Source organism: Priestia sp. D51 (assembly GCF_053345675.1).
Genome location: NZ_JBLTIR010000001.1, coordinates 772,701 through 797,487, shown reverse-complemented (window position 1 = coordinate 797,487; position 24,787 = coordinate 772,701). Strand labels below are relative to the sequence as shown.

General features: G+C 39.2%; 21 protein-coding genes and 1 riboswitch. Of the genes, 1 reads left to right on the top strand and 20 read right to left on the bottom strand.

Going from position 1 to position 24,787, the window contains the following annotated elements; genetic code table 11:
- Positions 1-50 precede the first annotated feature (50 nt).
- Positions 51-192, bottom strand: a riboswitch (cyclic di-AMP (ydaO/yuaA leader).
- 191 nt (positions 193-383) lie between these two features.
- The 5 genes from ACNHOZ_RS04140 to hflX all read right to left on the bottom strand — a co-directional run bounded on the left by ACNHOZ_RS04140 (position 384) and on the right by hflX (position 6,842).
- Positions 384-1,436, bottom strand: a complete 1,053-nt coding sequence (locus ACNHOZ_RS04140) for an N-acetylmuramoyl-L-alanine amidase (RefSeq protein ID WP_048019868.1) — start codon at positions 1,434-1,436, stop codon at positions 384-386.
- An 859-nt stretch (positions 1,437-2,295) separates the two neighbouring features.
- Complete coding sequence (gene glnA, locus ACNHOZ_RS04135; protein ID WP_013084732.1) at positions 2,296-3,630, bottom strand: type I glutamate--ammonia ligase; 1,335 nt, start codon at positions 3,628-3,630, stop codon at positions 2,296-2,298.
- 83 nt (positions 3,631-3,713) lie between these two features.
- Positions 3,714-4,121 (bottom strand): MerR family transcriptional regulator, encoded by a 408-nt coding sequence (locus ACNHOZ_RS04130; RefSeq protein ID WP_014458504.1) that lies wholly within the window; start codon positions 4,119-4,121, stop codon positions 3,714-3,716.
- 181 nt (positions 4,122-4,302) lie between these two features.
- Entirely contained in the window at positions 4,303-5,565 is a 1,263-nt protein-coding gene (locus tag ACNHOZ_RS04125) for a methionine gamma-lyase family protein (protein ID WP_033579808.1), read from the bottom strand.
- A 14-nt stretch (positions 5,566-5,579) separates the two neighbouring features.
- Positions 5,580-6,842, bottom strand: a complete 1,263-nt coding sequence (gene hflX, locus ACNHOZ_RS04120) for a GTPase HflX (RefSeq protein ID WP_080968623.1) — start codon at positions 6,840-6,842, stop codon at positions 5,580-5,582.
- Positions 6,843-7,119: 277 nt separating this feature from the next.
- Between hflX and ACNHOZ_RS04115 the strand changes: the two genes are divergently transcribed.
- Positions 7,120-7,731 (top strand): trimeric intracellular cation channel family protein, encoded by a 612-nt coding sequence (locus tag ACNHOZ_RS04115; protein ID WP_013058789.1) that lies wholly within the window; start codon positions 7,120-7,122, stop codon positions 7,729-7,731.
- A gap of 31 nt (positions 7,732-7,762) precedes the next feature.
- On the opposite strand, the gene spoVK is transcribed toward ACNHOZ_RS04115, so the two are convergent.
- The 15 genes from spoVK to ACNHOZ_RS04040 all read right to left on the bottom strand — a co-directional run bounded on the left by spoVK (position 7,763) and on the right by ACNHOZ_RS04040 (position 24,770).
- Positions 7,763-8,701 carry a stage V sporulation protein K gene (gene spoVK / locus ACNHOZ_RS04110; protein WP_223546698.1) on the bottom strand — a complete coding sequence of 313 codons (939 nt, stop codon included), beginning with the start codon at positions 8,699-8,701 and terminating at the stop codon, positions 7,763-7,765.
- Positions 8,702-8,906: 205 nt separating this feature from the next.
- Positions 8,907-9,131 (bottom strand): RNA chaperone Hfq, encoded by a 225-nt coding sequence (hfq, locus tag ACNHOZ_RS04105; protein ID WP_013058791.1) that lies wholly within the window; start codon positions 9,129-9,131, stop codon positions 8,907-8,909.
- 32 nt (positions 9,132-9,163) lie between these two features.
- Positions 9,164-10,114 carry a tRNA (adenosine(37)-N6)-dimethylallyltransferase MiaA gene (gene miaA / locus ACNHOZ_RS04100; RefSeq protein WP_048019986.1) on the bottom strand — a complete coding sequence of 317 codons (951 nt, stop codon included), beginning with the start codon at positions 10,112-10,114 and terminating at the stop codon, positions 9,164-9,166.
- Positions 10,115-10,214: 100 nt separating this feature from the next.
- The gene (mutL, locus tag ACNHOZ_RS04095; protein ID WP_028411376.1) at positions 10,215-12,092 is read right to left on the bottom strand and encodes a DNA mismatch repair endonuclease MutL; all 1,878 of its coding nucleotides are present in this window, start codon (positions 12,090-12,092) and stop codon (positions 10,215-10,217) included.
- Positions 12,093-12,110: 18 nt separating this feature from the next.
- On the bottom strand, positions 12,111-14,768 hold the full coding sequence (gene mutS / locus ACNHOZ_RS04090; RefSeq protein WP_028411377.1) for a DNA mismatch repair protein MutS: 2,658 nt from the start codon (positions 14,766-14,768) through the stop codon (positions 12,111-12,113).
- A gap of 163 nt (positions 14,769-14,931) precedes the next feature.
- Complete coding sequence (locus ACNHOZ_RS04085) at positions 14,932-16,329, bottom strand: amino acid permease (RefSeq protein ID WP_048019867.1); 1,398 nt, start codon at positions 16,327-16,329, stop codon at positions 14,932-14,934.
- A gap of 177 nt (positions 16,330-16,506) precedes the next feature.
- Positions 16,507-17,052 (bottom strand): outer spore coat protein CotE, encoded by a 546-nt coding sequence (locus tag ACNHOZ_RS04080; RefSeq protein ID WP_013058796.1) that lies wholly within the window; start codon positions 17,050-17,052, stop codon positions 16,507-16,509.
- Between the two features lie 236 nt (positions 17,053-17,288).
- Positions 17,289-17,720 (bottom strand): RicAFT regulatory complex protein RicA family protein, encoded by a 432-nt coding sequence (locus ACNHOZ_RS04075; RefSeq protein ID WP_013058797.1) that lies wholly within the window; start codon positions 17,718-17,720, stop codon positions 17,289-17,291.
- A gap of 1 nt (position 17,721) precedes the next feature.
- Positions 17,722-19,251, bottom strand: coding sequence for a tRNA (N6-isopentenyl adenosine(37)-C2)-methylthiotransferase MiaB (gene miaB, locus ACNHOZ_RS04070; RefSeq protein ID WP_025601388.1), 1,530 nt, complete (start codon positions 19,249-19,251; stop codon positions 17,722-17,724).
- A 254-nt stretch (positions 19,252-19,505) separates the two neighbouring features.
- Entirely contained in the window at positions 19,506-20,372 is an 867-nt protein-coding gene (locus tag ACNHOZ_RS04065; protein WP_013058799.1) for a 2-oxoacid:ferredoxin oxidoreductase subunit beta, read from the bottom strand.
- Complete coding sequence (locus ACNHOZ_RS04060) at positions 20,359-22,116, bottom strand: 2-oxoacid:acceptor oxidoreductase subunit alpha (protein WP_048019866.1); 1,758 nt, start codon at positions 22,114-22,116, stop codon at positions 20,359-20,361. The genes ACNHOZ_RS04065 and ACNHOZ_RS04060 overlap by 14 nt, the downstream gene beginning before the upstream one ends.
- Before the next feature lie 17 nt (positions 22,117-22,133).
- Positions 22,134-22,310 carry a hypothetical protein gene (locus ACNHOZ_RS04055; RefSeq protein WP_014458494.1) on the bottom strand — a complete coding sequence of 59 codons (177 nt, stop codon included), beginning with the start codon at positions 22,308-22,310 and terminating at the stop codon, positions 22,134-22,136.
- Between the two features lie 185 nt (positions 22,311-22,495).
- Positions 22,496-23,413 (bottom strand): dipeptidase, encoded by a 918-nt coding sequence (locus ACNHOZ_RS04050; RefSeq protein ID WP_048019865.1) that lies wholly within the window; start codon positions 23,411-23,413, stop codon positions 22,496-22,498.
- 75 nt (positions 23,414-23,488) lie between these two features.
- Positions 23,489-23,749 (bottom strand): stage V sporulation protein SpoVS, encoded by a 261-nt coding sequence (gene spoVS, locus ACNHOZ_RS04045; protein ID WP_003181955.1) that lies wholly within the window; start codon positions 23,747-23,749, stop codon positions 23,489-23,491.
- Between the two features lie 223 nt (positions 23,750-23,972).
- Positions 23,973-24,770, bottom strand: a complete 798-nt coding sequence (locus ACNHOZ_RS04040) for a TIGR00282 family metallophosphoesterase (RefSeq protein WP_028411380.1) — start codon at positions 24,768-24,770, stop codon at positions 23,973-23,975.
- Positions 24,771-24,787: the final 17 nt, after the last annotated feature.

Here is a 24,787-nt window from a genome sequence, read left to right as displayed (position 1 = left end):
AAGCGCACAAAAAAAACACTAAGGGTTCTCAGCGTTTTTACACAGCTTAAACCTCCTCTCCAAAACGCTTATGGGGTTAGCTGTCGGATTCGGGCTATGAGAGTAGCCCTACCTTTTAAAAAAGGATTCACCCCAAGTGACAATGCACAAATTTGGGTCCCCCACTTCTGACGAATTAAGCGATAACAGGTCAATATAATTTTCGGTTAAAGAGTATGATCGATAACATGTTTCTTTCATAACTATCCTTTGTTCTTAGATAATATACTCCCGTACAAATGGTTTGTAAAGCATTATTTTACGTAAACGATAAAATAGTACTTAAGGCGCTTTTAAGGGGAAAACAAAAGGCCTTCTGCCTGCTTACAGAAGACCTGCTTTCTTTAACTTTTTGCTTTTAAAACGGCTGCTAGCTTGTTTTTCGTTTGAGGACCATAAATGCCATCTACATCATAAGGAAGATACACAAGTTGAAAACGTCTGACTGCATCTTTCGTTTGTACTCCATATATTCCGTCTACTGACCCTACTTTAAAATTAACCGCGTTTAATGCTCTTTGAAGCTGTTTCACTGCTTCTCCAGAATCGCCTTGTTTTAAAATTCCATTGGGAAGTGGATATTGTTCAGAAGGTGGAGTTGGTGACGGTGTTGGAGATGGGTTTGGTGAAGTTCCTGAAGGAATAACAATTGTTTTTCCAACCTTTAGGGTTAAAGGATCCGAAAGCCCTGTATTTGCTTCTTGAAGCTCCTGTACTGTTATGCCGTACTTCTGTGCAACACTGTACAGCGTATCTCCTTGCTTAATTGTATACGTTTTTTCACCTGGTTCAGAAGGTGATGGATTTGGTGTCGGTGTTGGAGATGGCGATGGATTTGGAACTGCACGACGAGGTAAATTTAAATATACGGCAATTCCTTTTGCATACGATTCACCCATGCTTTTTAAAAAAGCTTCATTTTGAAGAAGTGCTGCATCGGCGCTCCTATCAATAAAAGCTATTTCAGTTAATACTGCAGGCATATTTGTTAAGCGAAGCACCGCATAATTGGCCGATTTTCGTCCGCGATTCGGATGATTATACGACAGCAGCGTTGGCTGTACTTGCCCGTGCACAATCGATTGAAACGTTTTACTAGCATTGCTAGCGCTTCTATAAACATAATCTTCGTATCCTGTTCCTCCACCGGCATTTACGTGAATAGACATAAATGCATCTGCTCCCCACGAGTTAGCTTGAGAAGCTCGCTGAGATAACGATAAAAAAGTATCTGTGGTACGGGTGGTTTTAATCGTAAAGTCACTGTAAGTGCTATTTAAATAGCTTATTAAATATTGTTGAATTTTTAACACTAAGTTTTTTTCATACAGTCCGCTTGCTCCAACTGCTCCTGCATCTGCCCCACCATGTCCTGCATCAAGATAGATTTTTTTCATATTACTTGTCCCTCCTTATTGTTAACATATGCATGAGGGAAAAAAGTGCTACGTATACTAGCCTACTTAGTGAAAAATTACTAAAAAAGGAGATTGAGACATAACGAAATCACTTCAATCTAAAAACGAACAAATAGGATAAATGCGCTAGTATGGATGGCTTGTTACATCGCTGTTGAATTCCGTGCAAGGCTTCGCTTTCCGCGGGGGGGCTGGTGAGCCTCCAATCAACTGCTAGAAGCAACTAAATAGATGAAATCTACGTTTACCCTACCAATAAAAAAATCCGCACAATTCATCGTGCGGTTCCCTCCCCCCTAACATACTTTTGGTCCAAATTCTATTCTGGTTGATTAAAGTATAGATCAGGAGGGTCTATTATTTATAACGTTAGGACCTATTTAAAAAGCAGAACGCCTACAACAATGAGAATAATCCAAATTGGAATGCTTATCAATATCCCTATCACTAAACCTTTAAAGAAATTTCCTTCTTTCATTTTTATTACATTCCTCTCCAACAGTATTTTCTAACGATACTATGATTGGCTGAAAACTCTCTGAAGTTATACTGAAATACAGTGCAGAGTGAACACATAAACAATCTCACTATCTGTTATACACTACTTTTACTTATAGATTCAATGAGACAAAAAGCTCATCCTTTTTGATTCATGTAAACAAATTCTTTCTTGTATGTAACAAAACAATAAAAAAGCTCCCTGTAAATTATACGACAGGCAGCTTTTTTATAAACAAGCTATATTATTCAATTTACGTATGCAGAATGTTATTTATTCATTGTGAAAAACAAAAAAAGTCGGAGAGAACGTACAAACGATCTCTCCGACTTTTAAAAATTAATATTGGCTCATGTATTGGTCACGTTCCCAAGGATGAACTTGTGTACGGAACATATCCCACTCGATTTCTTTCGCTTCAACGAAGTGCTCTGCTAAGTGTTCACCTAATGCAGAAACCATCACTTCGTTTGATTGGAAGCTATCTAAAGCTTGAGCTAATGTTGCAGGTAAATCTACGATACCTTCTTCAACACGCTCTTCTTTTGTCATTACATAGATATTACGATCAATAGGTTTTGGAGCTTCAAGATTGTTCTTGATTCCATCTAAACCAGCTTTTAATAGAACAGCCATTGCTAAATATGGGTTAGCAGCTGGGTCTACGCTACGTACTTCAACACGAGTTCCTACGCCGCGAGAAGCTGGGATACGGATTAATGGGCTACGGTTGCGAGCAGACCATGCAACATAACAAGGAGCCTCATATCCAGGTACTAGACGCTTATAAGAGTTTACAGTAGGATTTGTTACTGCTGTAAAGCTGTGTGCGTGCTTGATGATACCTGCGATAAATTGACGAGCAGTATCACTTAGCTCTAGATTACCGTTCTCATCATAAAATGCGTTTTGGCCATCTTTGAATAATGAAACGTTACAGTGCATACCTGAACCGTTCACACCAAATAATGGTTTTGGCATAAATGTAGCATGTAAGCCATGTTTACGTGCAATTGTTTTTACAACAAGTTTGAACGTTTGGATATCATCACAAGCTTTTAATGCAGCAGCATATTTGAAGTCGATCTCGTGTTGTCCAGGAGCTACCTCATGGTGAGATGCTTCAATTTCAAAGCCCATTTCTTCAAGCTCTAATACGATGTCACGACGGCAGTTTTCACCAAGGTCAGTTGGCGCTAAGTCGAAGTAGCCACCTTTATCATTTAATTCTAATGTAGGTTCGCCTTTTTCGTCTAATTTGAATAAGAAGAACTCTGGCTCAGGTCCAAGGTTAAAATCAGTAAATCCTAACTCTTCCATCTCTTTTAACACACGTTTTAAGTTATTACGTGGATCGCCATCAAACGGAGTTCTATCTGCATTGTAGATGTCACAAATAAAACGTGCTACTTTACCTTTTTCAGATGTCCAAGGGAAAATAACAAATGTATCAATATCCGGGAATAGGTACATATCTGATTCTTCAATACGTACAAACCCTTCAATAGAAGAACCGTCAAACATCATTTTGTTGTCTAACGCTTTTTCTAATTGACTTACTGGAATTTCAACGTTTTTAATTGTTCCTAAAATGTCAGTGAACTGAAGACGAATATATTTTACATTCTCTTCTTGAACTTTGCGGAAAATATCTTCTTTTGTGTACTTTGCCATCGTGTGATCCTCCCCTAAATCTCTATATAATATTTATAATCTATACCCCTCATATACGAACGGCATAAATATTGATAACTTTATTAATGAAAGAACCTGGACATATCTCCTTGATTTAAAGTTGCTCGATTAAAACGGCCTGCTTGCATAAGTTCTGCACGAAGCATTTTTCGCAACTCATCGTCCGTTAATTCTGGCTTTGCTGTTTCTGCCACAACTTTTTCTTCTTGCTTATGCCCTTTTTGCTCCTTTTGAAGATGAAACAGCTGTTTTACACCTGCTAAGTTTACACCTTGTTCGATTAGATCGCGGATTTCAAGCAGCTTATCAACATCGTTAAATGAGAATAGTCGTCGATTTCCCTCTGTTCTTACCGGTGCAACTAATTCATGTTCTTCATAGTAGCGAATTTGGCGAGCAGACAACTCAGTTAACTGCATCACAATTCCAATCGGGAAAAGTGGCGTATTTCTTCGAATGTTGTCACTCATTTCAGTTCCTCCTTTGGATTAACTATTTACATTGTATGCTATGTTAGTTCACCTGTCAACCGAATGTTAGTAATTCTAACATAAATTTTTCTGAACATTTTTTCTATACAAATAAATAGCACTTCGTTTATTTTTATAGCTTATTTTTTCCTTCTTAACGGGGAGAAATAATCTTTCTATCTTATAAAAGTTCTTTTGTCAGTAATTGATCTACCGCCATGCATATTGCTACTTTTACATGAGCATACGTTAATCCGCCCTGCACGTAAGCGACATAAGGCGGCCTGATAGGACCATCTGCCGTAAGTTCGAGGCTCGCTCCTTGTATAAACGTTCCTGCTGCCATAATCACATCATCTTCATACCCTGGCATATAAGCAGGATACGCCGTTACGTGTGAATTAATTGGCGAAGCGAATTGAATTGCCTGACAAAAAGCCACCATTTTATCGCGGTCATCAAACTGAACGGATTGAATTAAATCTGTTCGTTCACTGTCCCACTTCGGTTCACTTTGCATACCAAGCTCTTCAAACATAGCGGATGAGAAAACCGCTCCTTTTAAGGCTTGACCTACTACATGCGGCGCCAAGAAGAACCCTTGATACATTTCTTGCAAGCTATACAGCGTCGCTCCAGCTTCTGCACCGATTCCAGGAGTTGTCATTCGGTATGAACAAGCTTCCACTAGGTCTTTTCGTCCTGCAATATAGCCACCGATTTTAGCGAGACCTCCACCAGGGTTCTTAATAAGCGACCCCGCCATCAAATCTGCTCCTACATGCGTTGGCTCGATTGTTTCTACAAATTCACCGTAGCAGTTGTCAACAAATACAACAACGTCAGGCTTAATGCTCTTTACAAACGAAATCATTTCTTTTATTTGAGCGACTGTAAAAGAAGGACGAATGCCGTACCCTTTTGAACGCTGAATGCCTATCATCTTTGTATGCTCATGAATAGACGCTTTCACTTCTTCAAAATCCACTTGACCTTCCTCAGTTAAATCTACTGATTTATAGCTAATGTTATATTCTTTTAAAGAACCTACACCGCTTCCTCGTATGCCAACGATTTCTTCAAGCGTGTCATAAGGCTTTCCGGTTATATATAATAGTTCATCTCCAGGACGCAGTACACCAAACAGCGAAATGCCGATTGCATGCGTGCCTGAAATAATTTGCGGACGCACTAGACATGCTTCTGTTCCAAAAACGTCCGCATATACTTTCTCCAACGTATCGCGGCCTAGATCGTCGTAGCCATACCCCGTTGTCGGATTAAAATGTGAATCACTCACTCGGTTTTGCTGAAAGCTTTGCAGCACTCGAAATTGATTTGCTTCAATACGCTCGTCAATTTTCTCATGTACGGGCTTAATCTGCTTTTCTACTTTTGCAGCAAGTTCCCGAATGCGTGCCCCGTTTTTTAACTGATCAAACATCATTTCTTTGTTCCTCAACTTTCTTCAAGCGTTTGTAGCTTTTTGTAAAGGGGATGCTCTTTTGCAATATACCCTTTGCACTGATACTTCTCAGTTTCTTCATTGAACTTTAACGACTCAAGAATAGAGACCGTTTTTAGTTCAGCGAGCATTTTTCCTTCATAAGCCGGCAGCAGCACATGAAAAAACGCCATTTCTTTTTTCATTTCTTCTTGAATTCTTTCCCCAAGCTTCACTAAATCCGTAGCTTTAAAAGCGCTCATTGATAACGATGTTGAAGCGGATGGGACAAATAGTTCATGCTGCATATCTTCTTTATTGTAAACTGTCAGCATCGGAATGTCCGTTACGTTAAGCTCTTCTAGTAAGCGATGCACTGTTTTTTCGTGGTTGTTGTAATCTGGATTAGATGAATCTACCACGTGCAGAACAAGGTCAGCTTCAGTTACTTCTTCAAGTGTTGAACGGAACGCGGCTACTAACGTTGTTGGAAGATCTTGAATAAATCCAACCGTATCCGTTAACAGCGTGGTTAATCCTGACGGAAGCGTATACTGTCTTGTCGTTGGATCAAGAGTTGCAAACAGCTGATTTTCTTCAAAAATACCAGCTTCTGTTAAGCGGTTAAAGATCGTCGATTTACCAGCGTTCGTATAGCCCACAATTGCAATTTGATAGACATGATTACGCTTACGTCTTTCTCGATAACGTTCGCGGTGACTTACCACTGTCTTTAACTGACGCTTAATTTCATCAATTTTACGGCGAATATGTCTGCGGTCACTTTCAAGTTTCGTTTCACCAGGACCTCTTGTTCCAATTCCGCCTCCAAGACGCGACAAAGCGGTACCTTGTCCTACTAACCTAGGCAGCAGATAATTTAATTGAGCAAGTTCCACCTGCATTTTTCCTTCTCGCGTTTGAGCACGCTGTGCGAAGATATCCAAAATCAGCTGCGTGCGGTCAATAACACGCGCAGATAACCCTGCTGACAAATTGCGGATTTGACTCGGTGACAATTCATCATTAAATACAATTAAATCAGGCTCTAACTCTTCTTCAAGAGCTACAAGTTCTTCTACTTTCCCTTTTCCAATATAAGTAGCTGGATGAATGCGATCGCGCTTTTGCGTTAACCTTACCAGCACTTCGCCTTTTGCAGTCTCAGTTAAAGATGCTAGCTCATCCATTGAATATTCAAAACGTTCGTCATCGTCATGAAGCTGACATCCGACTAAAATTACGCGTTCAAGTTCAGTATTCATTTCTGCTGTCAAAGATTTTTCCTTCCCTTACTATTAAATTGACAAATCATTCATATCATATCAAAAAAATCTCCATTTCTCCATCTTTGCAAAAGAGACAGAATACATTGTCTTTTACTAGTTTAACACCCTTTTTAAAATCTATAAAACGATGATTAAAAAAACATTGAAATATCACGAAATTCTGTATACAATTTGAATTGGTTTACTTATCGAAATTTGAATCAGGCTGCCTGATTTTAAAATAATAGTCGCTACTTGGTGAAAACAGAATAAAGGGGATAGCATCATGACTTGGGACGTACTTAGCATTATTGGAACGATTGCTTTTGCAATCAGCGGAGCTTTCATTGCGATGGAAGAGGAATATGATATTTTAGGCGTTTACATACTCGGAATCGTAACGGCTTTTGGCGGAGGAGCCATTCGAAACCTGCTTATCGGTGTACCGGTGTCTGCCCTTTGGGAACAAGGACTCTTTTTTCAAATTGCTTTATTATCTATCACTGCCACTTTTTTATTTCCAAACAATATCTTAAAACATTGGAAGCGATGGGGAAACTTTTCGGACGCCATTGGCCTTGCAGCATTCGCGATTCAAGGAGCGCTTTATGCCACTCATATGAACCATCCGCTTAGCGCGGTTATTGTAGCTGCGGTCTTAACAGGAAGCGGCGGGGGGATTATCCGAGATTTATTAGCACGCCGAAAGCCTACTGTTCTTAAGGATGAAATTTATGCCGTATGGGCGATTATCGCAGGATTTAGCGTAGGGCTCCATATTACAAACACGCCTGTAGAACTTTATACGTTATTTATCTTGCTTGTAGGCCTTCGGATGTGTTCATACATTTACAAATGGCGCCTGCCGATTAAAACGATTCGACAACCAAATATGTAAAAAAAAGCCTTTCATGACGAAAGGCTTTTTTTTACAGCTGAATATCGCTTGACGTTAAAGTTAAAAGCTCGTTACGTTCAAAGCTTTCTTCTTCTAAAAGCCTCATGGATTGAGTACGTATGGAACGTTCAATAATGTTTCGCACATATCGACCGTTACTAAAATCCCTAGGCGTCTGATTGTACTTCACGTCCATAAAATGATCTTTTAGCTTTTTATAGGCCTCTGTACTAAACTGATACTGCCTGTCATTCATCATATGACCCGCAATGTCCATCAGTTCATTAACATCATAATCCGGAAAATCAAAAATAAACGGAAACCTAGAGCGCAGTCCTGGATTAAGACTTAAGAAATTTTCCATTTCTCTTGGATAACCAGCTAAAATCAATACAAACTTATCATTTGAATCTTCCATATGTTTGACCAATGTATCAATCGCTTCTTTTCCAAAATCTTTTTCTCCCCCTCTTGCAAGAGAATAAGCCTCATCGATAAATAAAATACCTCCAAGCGCTTTTTTTACAAGATCTCTCGTTTTCTGAGCGGTATGACCAATGTATTCTCCAACTAAATCTGCACGCTCTGCTTCAATTAAATGTCCTTTAGACAAGATGTTCATATTCAAAAATAATTTACCCAGCAGGCGGGCTACCGTCGTTTTCCCTGTTCCTGGATTTCCTTTAAACATCATATGCAGCGCCTGCTTTCCCGCTTTTAAGCCCTGTTCCTCTCTTTTTTTGTTAATATATAGCCACGCATATATTTCTTTTATCATTTTTTTCAATTCTTCCATTCCAACCAGTCCGCTCATTTCTCGTTCAATTTCCCGAAGCGGCTCATGATTTATCACAGCTTTTTTGGCAGGACGCGGAATTGATGTCGTATACGATTTTTCCTTTTTTGTTTCATTATTTAAAATGATATTAATTTGCCCATTATTTTTAAGAGTTATCGGCTGTTCCACCATGTTCACCTCTCGTTTCATCCCACTTCTCTGTATCGCATAGCTGCATGCGATGAACGATACGAAGACAATGATCTCTTATTACCGAAGAAATAATCGTCTATTATAAGGTTTATGTTCAATGAGTAAAAACAATGTTAAGAAACTTTTCTAAGCCTTTATTTACATAAAGAAAGCATCCGAATATGCGGATGCTTCTCTTTAATCTCTATTCAAGTTCTACTGTAATATTTTTATTTGGTACAAATGTCGAAATCGCATGTTTATAAATCAGCTGCTGTTTTCCTTCAGATTCAATTAGCACAGTAAAATTATCAAATCCTTTAATTAGTCCTCTTAATTGAAAACCATTTAAAAGAAATACCGTCACATAGATATTTTCTTTACGTAATTGATTTAAAAATTGATCTTGAATATTAACTGATTGTTTCATTATTCGGCCTCCTCGTTTCTCTATCTGTTTACTTAATTCGCTTCTTTCTTCAGCTTTCCTGCAATATATGTAAAAATTTCAGCAAACTTTTCGGGAAATTTGTCAACTTCCATCTCTATCCATTTTACAGGCATTTTATTTCGAAACCATGTTAACTGACGCTTTGCATATCTGCGTGAATTTTGTTTCAACTGTTCAACGGCTTCTTCGAGCGTACAGCGTCCCTCAAAATAAGCATAAAGCTCTTTGTAGCCGATAGCTTGAATTGATTGTACATCATGCAGACCACTTTCGTACAATGATTTGACTTCCTCAAGCAGTCCAGCCTGCATCATCATATCGACTCGGTGATTAATTCTCTCATATAATACGTCTCGATCCATTGTAAGTCCAATAATGGTTACATCGTATAATAACTCTTGCGACTGTTCTTTTGTATAGTCACTGAATTTTTTGCCGGTTACTTCATAAACTTCAAGCGCTCGAATTACACGGCGATGGTTATTTTTATGAATAGCAGCCGCACTGTCTGGGTCAATTTCTTTGAGCTTCTCATACAGGGGGTCAATGCCATGAGCTTTAATAAATACTTCCATTCGTTCACGAACTTTTTCATCACTAGGCGTTTCTGTGAACTGATAATCATAAATAACGGATTGAATATAAAGACCCGTCCCTCCAACAATCATCGGCATTTTTCCTCTAGCATGAATATCATCGATTTGTTTTCTTACAATCTCTTGAAATTCTGCCACAGAAAACGATTCATCCGGCTCCTTAATATCGATCAGGTAATGGGGAACACCCTGCATCTCTTCTTCTGACACCTTTGCTGTTCCGATATCCATCCCTTTATAAATTTGCATCGAATCACCTGAAATAATTTCTCCGTCTAACTGTTTGGCAAGTTCAATGCTTAATTTTGTTTTACCAACCGCAGTTGGTCCAATAATGACAATAAGTTTTGGTTTCTCTCCCGTCATAACAACACTACTTTCATCTATAGGCATTCACATCATTCCATTTTATCCAAATGGTCATGATTTATTCAACAAAGCGGCTAGCTGCAGCTAGCCGCTTTGCCTACATCACTCGCTTAAACATTTTTTCCATTTCATACGTCGAATGATGAATAATAATTGGTCGTCCGTGCGGACACGTAAATGGATCCGTTGTTTTTCTTAACGTTTCAAGTAAAGCAAAAATCTCATCGTTTCGCAAATGATGATTCGCTTTAATCGATCCTTTACAGCTCATCATAATAGCCGCTTCTTCTCGTAACTTCTCGATATTGACTCGTTTCATCGTAAAGATTTGCTGAATCATTTCTTCAATGGTTTCCTGTTCCTCTCCTTTTGGAAACCACTGCGGATGTGAGCGAACGATATAGGAGTTTTGTCCAAACGGTTCTAAAAAAACTCCTACTTCAGCAAGCATGTCTTTGTATTCTTCTAAAATCAAGGCTTCATTTCCCGAGAACTCCAGCGTAAGCGGCATAAGCAGTTCTTGAACTTCTGAATCTACTTCTCCAAGCTTTCGCTTAAAATATTCGTACTTAATTCTCTCCTGCGCCGCGTGCTGATCAATAATAAATAATCCTTTTTCATTTTGTGCCAAAATATACGTTCCGTGCATTTGTCCAATTGGGTACATCGCAGGAACACGCGGTTCTGGCTGCTCTTTAGCTGAACGGTTTGGTTCTGGAATAGGTGCGTTTTCTTCCACCGATTCTTCATAGTGTTCTATTTCTCGAAACGTTGGCTCAAGTTCTTCATCTTGACGTATGACCTCTGTTTTAACAGGCGGCATGATCTCGTCTACACGAGCGGTAGTCTCCTTAAAGCTAGGCTCGCGAACCGTATCAGACGGCTGATAGCCAGACGGTTTAGACTGATGATCAAATGTAAAGGTCTGCTGCTCAGTTGGCTGCACAGCTGATTTTGACTTGGTTGGTACTACAGCATCCGGAATTAACTGCTGCTTTTTAAAAGCAGCTTTTACTCCTTGTTCAATAAGCTCAAACAGCTCCGCTTCTTTACTTAAACGCACTTCTAGTTTCGCTGGATGAACATTCACGTCCACTAACAAAGGGTCCATTGTAATGGTTAAAAACACGATTGGAAAACGGCCGATAGGTAAAAGGGTATGATAGCCCTGCTGTACCGCTTTTAACAACCCGTAGTTTTTAACAAAACGACCGTTAATAATGGTGGACATATAGTTGCGAGAAGCTCGTGTAATTTCAGGAAGAGCAACGTAACCATTCACTTCATAATCAAGAGACTGAACGTTAATCGGAATCATTTTTTTAGCCACTGCCATTCCATAAATAGCTGCAAGCACTTGGCGCACATCTCCGCTTCCGTTCGTATACAGAAGCTGTCTTCCTTGATGCATCAGCCGAATTGAAACTTCAGGATGAGACATCGCAAGGCGATTGACGACATCCGTTACGTTACCAAGCTCCGTGTTTACCGTCTTCATATATTTTAAACGTGCAGGTGTGTTAAAAAATAGGTTTTCAATAACAAGTTCGGTACCTTTTCGGCTTGACGTTAATTCGTGATGAACGATTTCTCCGCCTCTAAGTTTAAGGTGAGTGCCGGCTTCTTCTCCCGTACTCGTTTTGAGTTCAAGCATTGAAACCGAAGCAATACTTGGCAAAGCTTCACCGCGAAATCCTAACGTTCGAATTCGAAATAAATCTTGTTCTGTTTTGATTTTACTTGTCGCATGTCTTTTAAAAGCGGTCAAGCAGTCTTCAGAAGCAATGCCGTCTCCATTATCCAATATACGAATTTTTGAAAGCCCAGCTTCTTCTAGTTCAATTTCAATAACTGTACTGTTTGCATCAATAGCATTTTCGACTAGTTCTTTCACCACCGAAGCAGGTCGTTCAACAACCTCTCCGGCAGCAATTTTATTTGAAAGTTCGTCTGAAAGCTGCACAATTTTACCCACAGACTCACTCCTCTCAATCTATTTCTTTTTTAATGATTTTTGCAGTTCATACATCGCATTCATTGCGTCTAAAGGCGTCATTTCTAAAATATCGAGCTCTTTTAAACGATCGATAATTGCTTTTTCACGTTTTGAAAGCGCAGGCTTTTCTTTTTTCTCTTCTATTTCAAAGAACGAAAGCTGATTGGCTTCATCTGCTTTTTTACGATCTGCACGTTCTTCTTGAACCAAAGAAGCACCTTCTTGTGGAACTTGTTGTGTTATCTCTTCTCTTTTTGGAGCCTGACGTACAGGTTCACGCTCAGAAAATTGTTCTAAATCGTGTAAGATGACGCGAGCTCTCTCCAGAAGCGGATCTGGAAGTTCTGCTAGTTCCGCTACGTGAATACCATAGCTTTTATCTGCGGCACCATCTTTGATTTTGTGTAAAAAGACGACTTTCCCATTTTTTTCAACCGCGCTTACATGAACATTTTTAAGCGCAGGAAGCGACTCATCGAGTACGGTTAATTCATGATAATGAGTAGAAAATAGTGTCTTACAGCCAATATGTTCATGAACGTATTCAATAATTGCTTGAGCAAGAGCCATTCCGTCATACGTAGACGTGCCCCGTCCAATTTCATCTAACAGAATCAGACTCGACTGAGTGGCATTTGTCACTGCATTCTTCGTTTCTAGCATCTCGACCATAAACGTACTTTGGCCTGAAATTAAGTCATCAGCCGCTCCGATACGCGTAAACACTTGATCAAAAATCGGCAGAACCGCTTCGTCAGCTGGCACAAAACAGCCAATTTGAGCTAATATCGCCGTTAAAGCGACCTGACGCATGTACGTACTTTTACCAGACATATTTGGTCCTGTAATCAGTAAAATTGAACTATCATCCGTCATTTGACAGTCGTTTGGCACATATTCCTGCGAATTCATTACTTTTTCTACTACTGGATGGCGTCCATTTTGAATCGAAATGTCTTCACTTGAAAAAATAGGCTTCGTGTAATGACGTTCTTCACTGATTTTTGCAAAGCACTGCAGTACGTCAAGCTCACTTACTTTTTTAGCAAGTTCTTGCAGCCTTGGAATATATGCTTTTACTTCTTCACGAATTTGTAAAAACAATTCATATTCCAGCTCTACAATTTTCTCTTCCGCTTCTAAAATCAGCGCTTCTTTTTCTTTCAGCTCAGGCGTAATAAAACGTTCTGCATTGGTTAACGTCTGTTTTCGTTCATACATTCCTTCAGGCAAAAGATGCAGATTTGCCCGCGTTACTTCTATATAATAGCCGAACACGCGATTATAACCAATTTTCAGTGAGCGAATCCCTGTTTTCTCACGCTCTTGCTGTTCAAGTGACGCAATCCACGTTTTTCCGTTTCGGCTTGCATCTCGGTATTGATCAAGCTGTTCATGATAGCCGTCATTAATAATGTCTCCTTCTTTAATTGACAAAGGAGGGTGCTCTTTTAATCCTCTTTCAAGAAGATTAGCTAATCGCTCACAAGGATCAATGTCTTCAACAAGCTTTGTGGCATAAGGATGATTCAAACGATTCACAACCTCTTGAATATGAGGCACATTTTGCAATGATTTTTTTAATTGAATTAAATCACGAGCATTTACATTCCCAAAAGCTACTCGACCAGCTAAGCGTTCTAAATCATATACGTCTTTTAGCAACTCACGCAGTTCTTCTCGTTCAAAAAACTGTTTCATTAAGACATCTACCATATTCAAACGATTATCAATATCCGCTTGTTTTAAAAGCGGACGGTCAATCCAATTTTTTAATAAACGGCCGCCCATTGCCGTAACGGTCTGGTCTAATAGCCATAGAAGCGAGCCTTTCTTTCCTTTTGAACGAATCGTTTCGGTTAACTCTAGGTTTCGCTTAGAGAACAAATCAATTTTCATATATTCATTGATTTGATAAAACTGCACGGGCTGTAAGTGCTCAAGCGAACGCTTCTGCGTGCGAGTTAAATACTGAAGAATACGCGCAAACGTTGTAATAAGCTTTTGCTGCTGAAGCGACTCTACTAAATAATCTAGTCCTTCTACTTGATCTGTACTATTCTCATAAGAAATGGTAATCGTCATGCGCTCTTTTAGTGTTTGTAATAAGTCAGCAGGAAACTCAGAGCTTACAACAACTTCTTTTGCTTCTTTTGCATAAATTTCTGAGACGATATCGTGAAACGAACTAACAAGCGTTACGCTGTTTTCTCCTGTAGACAAATCAGAAAGAGCAAGACCAAACGTTTGATCCTCGAACGCAGTAACAGAACAAATATAGTTATTTTCCTTTTCATGCAGTCCGCGTTCGTTCATCAGTGTTCCGGGTGAAATCACCTGCACCACTTCTCGCTTTACAACACCTTTTGCATGCTTAGGGTCTTCTACCTGCTCACAAATAGCTACTTTAAATCCCTTTTCAATTAAACGCTCGATATACGTAGGAGCAGAGTGATACGGAACCCCGCACATCGGAATTCGCTCTTGTCCTCCTCCGTCTCGACTTGTTAATGTTATTTCAAGTTCTTGAGAAGCTGTCGTAGCATCTTCAAAGAACATTTCATAAAAATCACCTAATCTAAAAAATAAAAAGGCATCTTGATACTCTGCCTTAATTCTCAAATATTGCTGTATCATTGGCGTATACGCTGCCATACTATTCCTCCATACCACATCTAGTTGTGCGTTTTTGCTACACGTATTATAACATAAGTCTTTCTTAAACTTAATTTATTCAAATAGAACAATCTTCAATTTCTTTTCATCAAACAAATAAAAAAGCTTCGGACGAAGGAAGAAGCTTGTCCGAAGCTTTTCATTATTTACTGCTGTTCAAATGACTATGCTTACGTCCGTATAAGAAGTAAACCACTAGCCCTAGTACAAGCCAAATTACGAAACTAATCCATGTTAACTTTGGAAGCTGAAGTGCTAAGTATAAACAGAACACAAAAGCTAAAATTGGAATCACCGGCACGAATGGTACGCGGAAACCAGTCGATTCTGAAGTTTGTTTTGATTTACGTAAATATAAAATTCCAATTGATACAGTCATGAAAGCAAAAAGAGTACCGATATTTGTTAACTCTGCTAATCTTCCTAATGGTACTAAACCAGAGAAGATAGATACTAGTAAACATGTAATCCACGTATTTACTACTGGCGTTTGTTTTTTCTCACTGATTTTTGAAAAAGGCTTCGGCAATAGACCATCTCGACTGATCGCATAAAATAAACGAGTTTGTCCATACATCATAACGAGTAATACCGTTGTAATACCAACAATTGCACCTAATGAAATAAATCCTGCTACCCAGTCTTGGTTAATGTAGCTTAAAGCAAATGCTACAGGGTTTTTGACATTTAATTCTGTATAAGGTACGATCCCTGTTAAGATAAGCGATACGACGATATAAAGGACTGTACAAATCGCAAGAGATGCAATGATTCCGATCGGCATATCTCGCTGAGGCTTACGTACTTCCTCGGCCGCTGTTGCTACAGCATCAAATCCAATGTAGGCGAAGAATACAGTTGCTGCTCCTGTCGCTACTCCCGAGAAACCAAACGGCATAAACGGCGTCCAGTTTTCTGGCTTAACATAGCTAACTCCTACTACGATAAACAGAAGTACAACAGCCAGTTTAATAATAACCATGATAGCATTAAAACGTGAAGATTTTTTTACTCCTTGTGTTAAAAGCAAGGTAATTAAGAAAACAATCATAATTGCTGGAATATCAACGTACGTGCCGTTTGCAGGATTGTATGCACTTGTTAAAGCTTTTGGAAAATGTATGCCAAACCCTGCTAACAATCCTTGGAAATATCCCGACCATCCGCTCGCTACAGCAGAAGAAGCAAGACCGTATTCCAAGATCAGATCCCACCCTAAAATCCAAGCGATTAATTCACCAAATGTTGCATAACTGTAAGTGTATGCACTTCCTGAAACGGGAACTGTTGAGGCAAACTCCGCATAACAAAGAGCTGCAAACACACACGCAAGTCCTGACATAATGAAAGATATAACTAAAGCTGGACCGGCATGTTCAGCGGCGGCTACGCCCGTTAATACAAAAATTCCGGTTCCGATAATGGCTCCAATTCCTAACATTGTTAAATCGAAAGCGCCTAAATCCTTTTTTAATTTAACACCTTTAGAGTTGGTTTCACTAATTAACGTTTGAATTGATTTTTTACGAAATAAGCTCATAGTAAACCCCCAAAAAATACTTATCTGATATAACTAAATTTTCTGAAAATTAATGCATTATTTTCTTTAGATTTACTATACACTGCGCATTCGACAAAAAGCAATATATTTTTTTATTTTTATAAGAATTTTCTTAAAATAGTAAAAATAAAAAAACTAGGAAGAACTTCTTCCTAGTTACTCATCGTCTCCTAATATAAAATCAGGATCTAAATCTTCAAATTCATCGTCATCTACGTCTAAATCAAACTCGTCTTCATCATCGCAGCCTTTCGGATTTACTGCAACACAAACCTTGGTTTCGCCAATCACTTCCGCCAACAATTCTCTCTCTACTTGAACAATCGTTTTATTGCCATTTGGTGAAATTGTGCACTCTAGGCAATTTGGCTGCTGCAGCACGCGAACAATTACTTCGTAATCGTCTCCAATCGAATCTTCGTCTTTATAGCGCAGCTTAATATTATCTTTGTATGATACGGTTTCCGTCCAAACTTCGGTTTTTGTATTATTATTGTAAGAATACCAGATGTTAATATCATATCTGCCGTCAACTTCTACATTGCTGCCGCTTTTCTTTGCTTTGTACTCATGGTTAATCACCCAGCATCCTAAGATGCTTGTTGGTCGATTTTTCGGTGCAAGCGTATGAGACGATTGTGTAAACTTGCGACCTTTACCTACGACTGCTTTTGTAATAATTTCTCTATAGTGTTGTGACATGTGAGCATACCCTCCTCAAACTATCTTCATTTCATCCTATGCAGGCTCATTCACTTGTTTGCACATTATTTTTAAGAAACTAGGTTTAAGGCATAAAAAACCTATGTTCCATTGTATGCAAGGATATAGAAAAACGTGACAATTATTAGAGAGAAAATCTGCCCAATTTTCATGCCACATAATGCACACGTGATGCACAAAAAAATGCCTCAGCAATTTGCTAAGGCATTTTTTCTTTATGAGCAGCTAGATCCAGGGCTGTTTCGCACCTGTGAACCTGTTTCACCACGCAGTAAATCACCATCTGTTGACACAATAATTTCATCTGTTACTGTGTTTGAAATAGTGTTAGCGACAAGTTGAAGCAAATCATTCACGTTTATTTGAGACTCTTGAAACTGCTGAATAATCGGCAGTTCATCCAGTTCTTCCTGTAAACGATCGATTTTTGCCTCCACTTGTTTTAACGCTTCTGTTTTACCATAATGTTGGAAATTAACAGCTTGTTTTTGCAAACTTTTAATGCTTGCAATGGTTTCACGCACTTTTTGATTTTCGTTAAGCTGAGCTTCGGCACGCTTGAAGAAATCTACTTCTTCCGTTTCAGCAATCATTTTTGCCAGCTCTTGAGCACGTTTAATTACGTCACTCTTGTTATACTGCGCCATATTACTTCACCTCTGCTGTTTCTTCTACCATTTCCCCGTTTAATGTCCATGTTTTGGCTTTTGTAACTTTTACTTTTACAAGTTGCCCAATCACTGACTTAGGTGCTTTGAAGTTTACAAGCTTACTTTTTTCCGTGTAGCCTGCTAGTACTTCCGGATTATTTTTACTTTCACCTTCTACTAATACTTCGACAACTTTACCTTCATATTCCTTCAATTTCTTTGCAGAAATTTCATTTACAAGAGCATTTAAACGCTGAAGACGCTCTTTTTTCACTTCCATTGGTACGTTGTCTTGCATCTTAGCAGCCGGCGTACCTTCACGAGGTGAATAAATAAACGTATAAGCACTATCAAATTCAACCTCACGATATAGCGACATTGTTTCTTCAAACTGCTCATCCGTTTCATTTGGGAAACCAACAATAATATCAGTTGTTAATGATGCCGTTGGAATGGCTTCTTTAATTTTACGAACAAGCTCTAAATAATGTTCACGAGAATATTTTCGTGCCATAATTTTTAAGATATCACTGCTTCCTGATTGAACAGGCAAGTGAATGTGATCGACAAGATTTCCACCTTTAGCAAGAACTTCAATTAAACGATCATCAAAGTCACGAGGATGACTTGTTGTAAAACGGATACGAGCAACGTCAATTTTACGGATTTCGTCCATTAAGTCGCCTAAGCCGTACGTCATGTCTTCAAAATCTTTTCCGTATGCATTAACGTTTTGGCCTAGAAGCGTAATTTCTTTGTAGCCTTGAGCAGCTAAATGACGTACTTCTTGGATAATATCTTCTGGACGGCGGCTTCGTTCTTTTCCTCGCGTATACGGAACGATACAGTACGTACAGAACTTGTCACAGCCGTACATGATGTTAACCCATGCTTTGACGCTGCCTTTACGTGCTCTTGGAAGGTTTTCAATAACGTCCCCTTCTTTAGACCATACTTCAATCACCATTTCTTTTGCTAAGTATGCTTCGTTCAAAATGTGAGGCAAACGGTGAATGTTATGTGTACCAAAAATCATATCCACGTGCTGATGTTTTTGTAAAATTTTATTTACAACTGACTCTTCTTGAGACATACATCCGCAGACGCCGATTAATAGCTCAGGACGCTCGCGCTTTAAGGCCTTCAAGTGTCCTAATTCACCAAACACTTTATTTTCCGCATTTTCACGGATCGCACACGTATTCAATAAAATAACATGAGCATCTTCAACAGAGTCAGTCGGCTCGTAGCCAAGGCCTAGAAAAATACCAGCCATTACTTCTGTATCGTGCTCATTCATTTGACAGCCGTACGTACGGATATAAAACTTACGTCCCTGTCCCATTCCATGAAACTGTTCATCGATTGCAAAATCGTTGTGATAGGAAACTTCTTCTTTTCCTCGTTTTTTCGCATCTTTTAAAGAAGGTGGCATGTATACTGTTTGAAAATATTTGCTGTAATCCTTTTCGGATTTTTTGTCCGCTGGATTAACTTGGTTGCTTTCTAAACGTTGTTTTTCGTTCATAAAAAAATCTCCTTTCGCCATGACAATTGGCACGTTGCACCTGTAAATCGCAAAAAAATGTGACAGCCTTATGCTTATGCATAAAACTCATCACATTAACATAGTATATAACTTTCAAGTAGCGAACACAATCATATACCTATTTTCTATACCTATGACTATGAAAAAATCCGAACGAGCTGAATTCTCCATTAAGAATCTCAATTTACCGTTCGGATTTTCCCTCTACTAAACTGCTTTTATTGCAGCCTCTTTTACATAAATTCAGCCACTAGCTCATCAAATTTTTCCTCAGTCATACCTAAGTCTGCTTTTGACAGCGGCTCTTCACTATAGCCGTGAACAAGCTGCTGATACGACGGCTGATGCGCATTTTGATAAATAAGCCCTGTTACTAAGCCATTATGCTCCATTAACGTCTGCATAGCTTGCATACGATTGTTTGCATCATAACCTTCAATTGTGCTAAGACTAGTTAGATTTTCTTTAAACCAATCATACGTGTTCACTTTGTTATACGTTACGCACGGGCTAAATACGTTAATTAAAGAAAAACCTTTATGCTGAATGCCTTGTTCAATTAAGCTTGTTAACTCTTTTAAATTCGTTGAAAAGCTTTGCGCTACAAACGTTGCTCCAGAAGTTAACGCCAGCTCCATGACAGATAAAGACGACTCGATTGATCCTTCAGGCGTACTTTTTGTCTTGAATCCTACTTCACTGCGAGGAGATGTTTGTCCTTTTGTTAAACCATAGATTTGGTTATCCATTACGATATACGTTACATCGATGTTTCGGCGAATCGCATGTACCGTGTGTCCCATACCGATAGCAAACCCATCTCCATCACCGCCAGATGCGATAACGGTTAAGTCACGATTAGCCATTTTTACACCTTGAGCGATTGGAAGCGCACGTCCGTGAATACCGTGAAAACCATATGAATTAATATAACCAGAGATACGTCCAGAACATCCAATACCTGAAATAACAGCAAGCTCATGAGGTTCTAAACCTACGTTAGCAGATGCGCGTTGAATGGCTGCTTGTACGGAGAAATCTCCACACCCCGGACACCAGTTAGGTTTTACACTGTTACGAAAATCTTTAAACGTTGCCATTTAACACAAACATCTCCTTACTTTTTGCGTATACTTCTTGCGGAAGAAATGGATTTCCATCGTACTTCAATACGCTTTGAATTTTATCATGACTTGCGATATTCATTTTTAAAATATTAGCAAGCTGTCCAGTAGCATTGTTTTCAACGACGACTACTTTTTTAGCTCCTTGCACGTAAGGAAGCAGTTCGTCAGCTGGGAAAGGATGAATCAAACGAATGTGAGCATGGTTGACTTTTATACCATCCTGTTCCAAACGTTCCATTGCCTCTTCAATGACTCCACGCGTCGAATTAAATCCAACAAATAAAATATCAGACTCTTTTTCTTGAGAGTGAACATGAATTGGCGTATTAAAACGAATTCCTTTTGTTTTACGAAGACGCTTATTCATTTGATCATCGCGGTTCACCGGAGATTCAGATGGCTTTCCTGTCTCATCATGTTCTACTCCCGTTACGTGATGAATGCCATGCTTCATTCCTGGAATGACGCGTGGTGATACGCCGTCTTCTGTTACGCGGTAGCGCTTGTAGTATTGTTTTTCTTCCAACTCTTCTAGCTCTCCTTGCTGAAGCTTGCCGCGGCGGATTTCAACGCGGTTATAGTCAAGCGGTTCTACCGACTGTTTCCCAAGTGAAAGCTGTAAATCCGTTAGCATAATAACTGGACACTGATATTCTTCTGCTAAGTTAAACGCTTCAATCGTATCGTAGAATGCTTCTTCAACCGTACTTGGCGCCATGACGATCTTCGGAATTTCACCGTGCGTACCGTAAATCATAGCCATTAAGTCAGACTGTTCTTGCTTAGTTGGAAGCCCTGTACTTGGACCGCCGCGCTGCGTATCAATAATCACAACAGGCTGCTCAGTGATGCCCGCTAATCCAATCGACTCCATCATTAATGATAGACCAGGTCCAGCTGATGCTGTCAGCGCACGTACGCCTGCATAGTTAGCTCCGATAGCCATCGTACATGCTGCGATTTCATCTTCTGTTTGAATAACGGTTCCACCGAATTGAGGAAGCTTTTTAATTAAGTATTCCATGATTTCTGAAGCAGGGGTAATTGGATATGCTGGCATAAAACGAGCCCCACCGGCTAAAGCACCTAGTGCAATCGCATCGTTTCCAATCATAAACATACGTTTTTTACCATCCGCTGGATCTAGTTTCATTGTTTCTAATTGTTCGCCTAACTGTTCACGAATGTAATCTGCACCTTTTTTAATAGCTTCCATGTTTTTTTGTACAACTTTTTGGCCCTTTTTACCGAAGATTTCAAGCACTACTTCTTCAAATATTTCTGTGTCAATATGAAGCACAGCACTTGAAGCGCCTACAGCAACCATGTTCTTCATTAGCGACGTTCCTAGTTCCGTTGCAATTTCTGTAAACGGAACAGCGTATAGCGTAGCAGTTGTACATGTTTCGGGCAGACTTGGGTTGAATTTCGCATCTGCAATTACAACGCCTCCTACGCGCAGCTCATGGACGTTTACATCGATTGTTTCCTGATCGAACGCAACTAAAATATCTAAATCATCTGACACAGATCGAACCTGAGTTGTACTCACTCGGATCTTATTATTTGTATGTCCACCTTTGATACGAGAAGAAAAATGACGATAGCCGTATAAGTAATAACCTAATCGATTTAAAGCGGTTGAAAAGATTTCTCCCGTGCTTTCGATTCCCTCACCCTGCTGTCCGCCAACTTTCCATGAAAGTTGCTGTACCATAAATCAACGCCACTCCTTTAATTGCTCTTAATATAGAAATCTATTTTATTGATAAAAACTGAAAAAAGTAAATTAGCAAACGATTTCATTTGCTTCTGCATTTCACGAACCAAAATCATTCGCAAAACTCCCACAGCACCTTGTCGCTGTACAGGATACGTTTCTGCTTGAGCAGCTCCATAATCCGTTTTCAATTTTATTCCGATTGCCAGAAAAATGCAACCCTTTCCATTGAATTCTCAATCGTTTTAATTATATTTATATTTAATGAATAAGATGAAGTTTTTTAATGATCTTTTCTGTCTTCAAATGAGGCATTAGTATATAAATATCTTCTATAAAAAAAGAGCTTTCCCAAGAAGAAAAAGCTCTTTTTTTATTAGCTGCATACACGATCAGCAAAGTTTTGAAACAGAAAACGTTTTACCTGCTCCTCAGTGTAATGCTTAAGGAGTTCTTCGATTAAATTCGTATACTGTTCATATCTTCCGAGACGATGAACCGTTTTGTCAATGCCGTCAAAGTCAGAGCCAAAACCAACGGAGTATTCGCCTCCTCTTTCACACATGTAATCAAGGTGACGGATCACATCCGCTATTTGCGCTTTGGCAGAGCTCGTTAAAAATTCAGGGACAAACGTAATGCCAATCACGCCGTTTCGCTTTATTAAAGCATGAATTTGATCGTCTCTTAAATTCCGGGGATGAGAACACAATACGTGTGAATTGGAATGAGTAGCCACTACATATTGCGCTAGCTCAATCACATCCCAAAAACCTCTTACCGATAAATGAGAGACATCCGTCCACACTTTATGTTCATTATTCAATTCAACAACTTCTCTTCCAAAAGAAGATAACCCCGCGCCTCGAGGTTCTAAAATACCGTCACATACAGCATTGCTGTAATTCCATGTCAAGCCTACTGAACGTACACCCAGTGAAAAAAGTGTCTTTAAGCGAACTAAACTTGTATCAATGACATCGCACCCTTCAAGCGTCAGCATGGCTCCAAGTTCACCTTTTTTCAAGCTATCTATATCGTGCTTTGAACGAACCCATTTTACACCGGGAAGCGATAAAATATGACTCTGAAACAGCTGAATCATTTCTAACACAACATCAAAGCGCTGAGCTGCCGGAACCGCTTCTGGAATATAAATAGCGAATAGCTGAACTTTCCCTTTTGCTTTTTTTATGCCTTCTAACGTAACATGCAGCGCTGAATCATATGTAAAAGATAAACGTTTATTTAACCAGAGCTTCATTAATACATCGCAATGAGCATCAAATATCACAACCAACACCCCTTTAACTCTATACAAAAAGGACCTGTTTGGCTTCTATGCTTTACAGGTCCGTGGTTTTTATAATTATCGCGGCTCTACAATTAATTTAATGGCTGTTCGCTCTTCTCCATCAATTTGAATATCTGTAAAAGCTGGGATGCAGATTAAATCAACCCCACTTGGTGCAACGAACCCTCTTGCGATTGCTACAGCTTTTACTGCTTGATTAAGTGCCCCGGCCCCAATGGCTTGAATTTCTGCTGCGCCGCGTTCGCGCAGCACGCCTGCTAAGGCACCAGCAACTGAATTTGGATTAGACTTTGCTGAAACTTTTAATATTTCCATATCTAGCTCCTCCTTATTCTTTACAATGTATGATGAGAGATCATTAGACCAATGACTTAATTGATTTCAATGTTACTATATTCACGATATGTCAAACGTATTCCTGCTTGTTTTTCCTAAATATTCAAAAACTTATATTTCTACACCTTTCTTTTTTCTTTTTACGTTTTTGACAAAATAAAAAAGCCAATGTATCGCCTTTCGACACATTGACTTTTTCCCTTTATTCAAAAAACGGATGATCTTCGTTAATTAAAATTCGCTCTGTTTTTGTTGCTTTCCCCGTCTTTTGATCAATATCAATAACGATTCCACTAAGCTGCGTTCTTCCTTCTTTTGGCACTTCAAATCGAACAGGAAGAGACGTTAAAAAACGCTTAATAACTGCTTCGCGCTCCATCCCTAAAATGCCGTCATAAGGTCCCGTCATTCCTACGTCAGAGATGTAGGCTGTTCCTTTTGGCAATATACGATTGTCAGCTGTTTGAACATGCGTATGAGTGCCGACAACAGCGCTGACACGACCGTCCACATACCAGCTAATCGCTTGCTTTTCACTTGTTGTTTCAGCATGAAAATCAATAAAAATAAGCGGAGTGCGCTGGCGTGCTTCTTCAATTAATTCATCTGCTTTTTGAAATGGACAATCGAGCGGAGCCATAAACGTACGCCCTTGTAAATTAATCACGGCTACCTCAAGCTGATTGTACGTAAAATACGTAATTCCTTTGCCAGGTGTACCTTCAGGAAAATTTGCTGGACGAACAAGATTTTTTGCATCGTCAATAAAATCAAAAATTTCACGTTTGTCCCACGCATGGTTACCAAGAGTAATAATGTTAGCCCCTGCTTGTAAGAACTGACGATAAATCTTTTCGGTAATTCCTTTTCCTGAAGCTGCATTTTCTCCATTCACAATTGTAAGTCCCGGAGAGTATTTTCTTTTTAATCTCGGTAAATATTCTTCAACCATTTCACGGCCTGGAGAACCAACTACGTCTCCAATAAATAAAATTCTCATGTAAAAGCTCCTATACT

Excerpts from the sequence above, each read along its gene's own strand:
- glnA (WP_013084732.1), bottom strand. The coding sequence starts at position 3,630 with ATGGCAAAGTACACAAAAGAAGATATTTTCCGCAAAGTTCAAGAAGAG.
- ACNHOZ_RS04040 (WP_028411380.1), bottom strand. The coding sequence starts at position 24,770 with ATGAGAATTTTATTTATTGGAGACGTAGTTGGTTCTCCAGGCCGTGAA.
- ACNHOZ_RS04125 (WP_033579808.1), bottom strand. The coding sequence starts at position 5,565 with ATGTTTGATCAGTTAAAAAACGGGGCACGCATTCGGGAACTTGCTGCA.
- ACNHOZ_RS04130 (WP_014458504.1), bottom strand. The coding sequence starts at position 4,121 with ATGAGTGACAACATTCGAAGAAATACGCCACTTTTCCCGATTGGAATT.
- ACNHOZ_RS04060 (WP_048019866.1), bottom strand. The coding sequence starts at position 22,116 with ATGGTACAGCAACTTTCATGGAAAGTTGGCGGACAGCAGGGTGAGGGA.
- mutS (WP_028411377.1), bottom strand. The coding sequence starts at position 14,768 with ATGGCAGCGTATACGCCAATGATACAGCAATATTTGAGAATTAAGGCA.
- miaB (WP_025601388.1), bottom strand. The coding sequence starts at position 19,251 with ATGAACGAAAAACAACGTTTAGAAAGCAACCAAGTTAATCCAGCGGAC.
- hfq (WP_013058791.1), bottom strand. The coding sequence starts at position 9,131 with ATGAAACAATCAGTTAATATTCAAGATCAATTTTTAAATCAATTACGT.
- spoVS (WP_003181955.1), bottom strand. The coding sequence starts at position 23,749 with ATGGAAATATTAAAAGTTTCAGCAAAGTCTAATCCAAATTCAGTTGCT.
- ACNHOZ_RS04080 (WP_013058796.1), bottom strand. The coding sequence starts at position 17,052 with ATGTCACAACACTATAGAGAAATTATTACAAAAGCAGTCGTAGGTAAA.
- miaA (WP_048019986.1), bottom strand. The coding sequence starts at position 10,114 with ATGACGGGAGAGAAACCAAAACTTATTGTCATTATTGGACCAACTGCG.
- spoVK (WP_223546698.1), bottom strand. The coding sequence starts at position 8,701 with ATGGTGGAACAGCCGATAACTCTTAAAAATAATGGGCAAATTAATATC.
- ACNHOZ_RS04075 (WP_013058797.1), bottom strand. The coding sequence starts at position 17,720 with ATGGCGCAGTATAACAAGAGTGACGTAATTAAACGTGCTCAAGAGCTG.
- ACNHOZ_RS04115 (WP_013058789.1), top strand. The coding sequence starts at position 7,120 with ATGACTTGGGACGTACTTAGCATTATTGGAACGATTGCTTTTGCAATC.
- ACNHOZ_RS04065 (WP_013058799.1), bottom strand. The coding sequence starts at position 20,372 with ATGGCAACGTTTAAAGATTTTCGTAACAGTGTAAAACCTAACTGGTGT.
- ACNHOZ_RS04140 (WP_048019868.1), bottom strand. The coding sequence starts at position 1,436 with ATGAAAAAAATCTATCTTGATGCAGGACATGGTGGGGCAGATGCAGGA.
- ACNHOZ_RS04085 (WP_048019867.1), bottom strand. The coding sequence starts at position 16,329 with ATGAGCTTATTTCGTAAAAAATCAATTCAAACGTTAATTAGTGAAACC.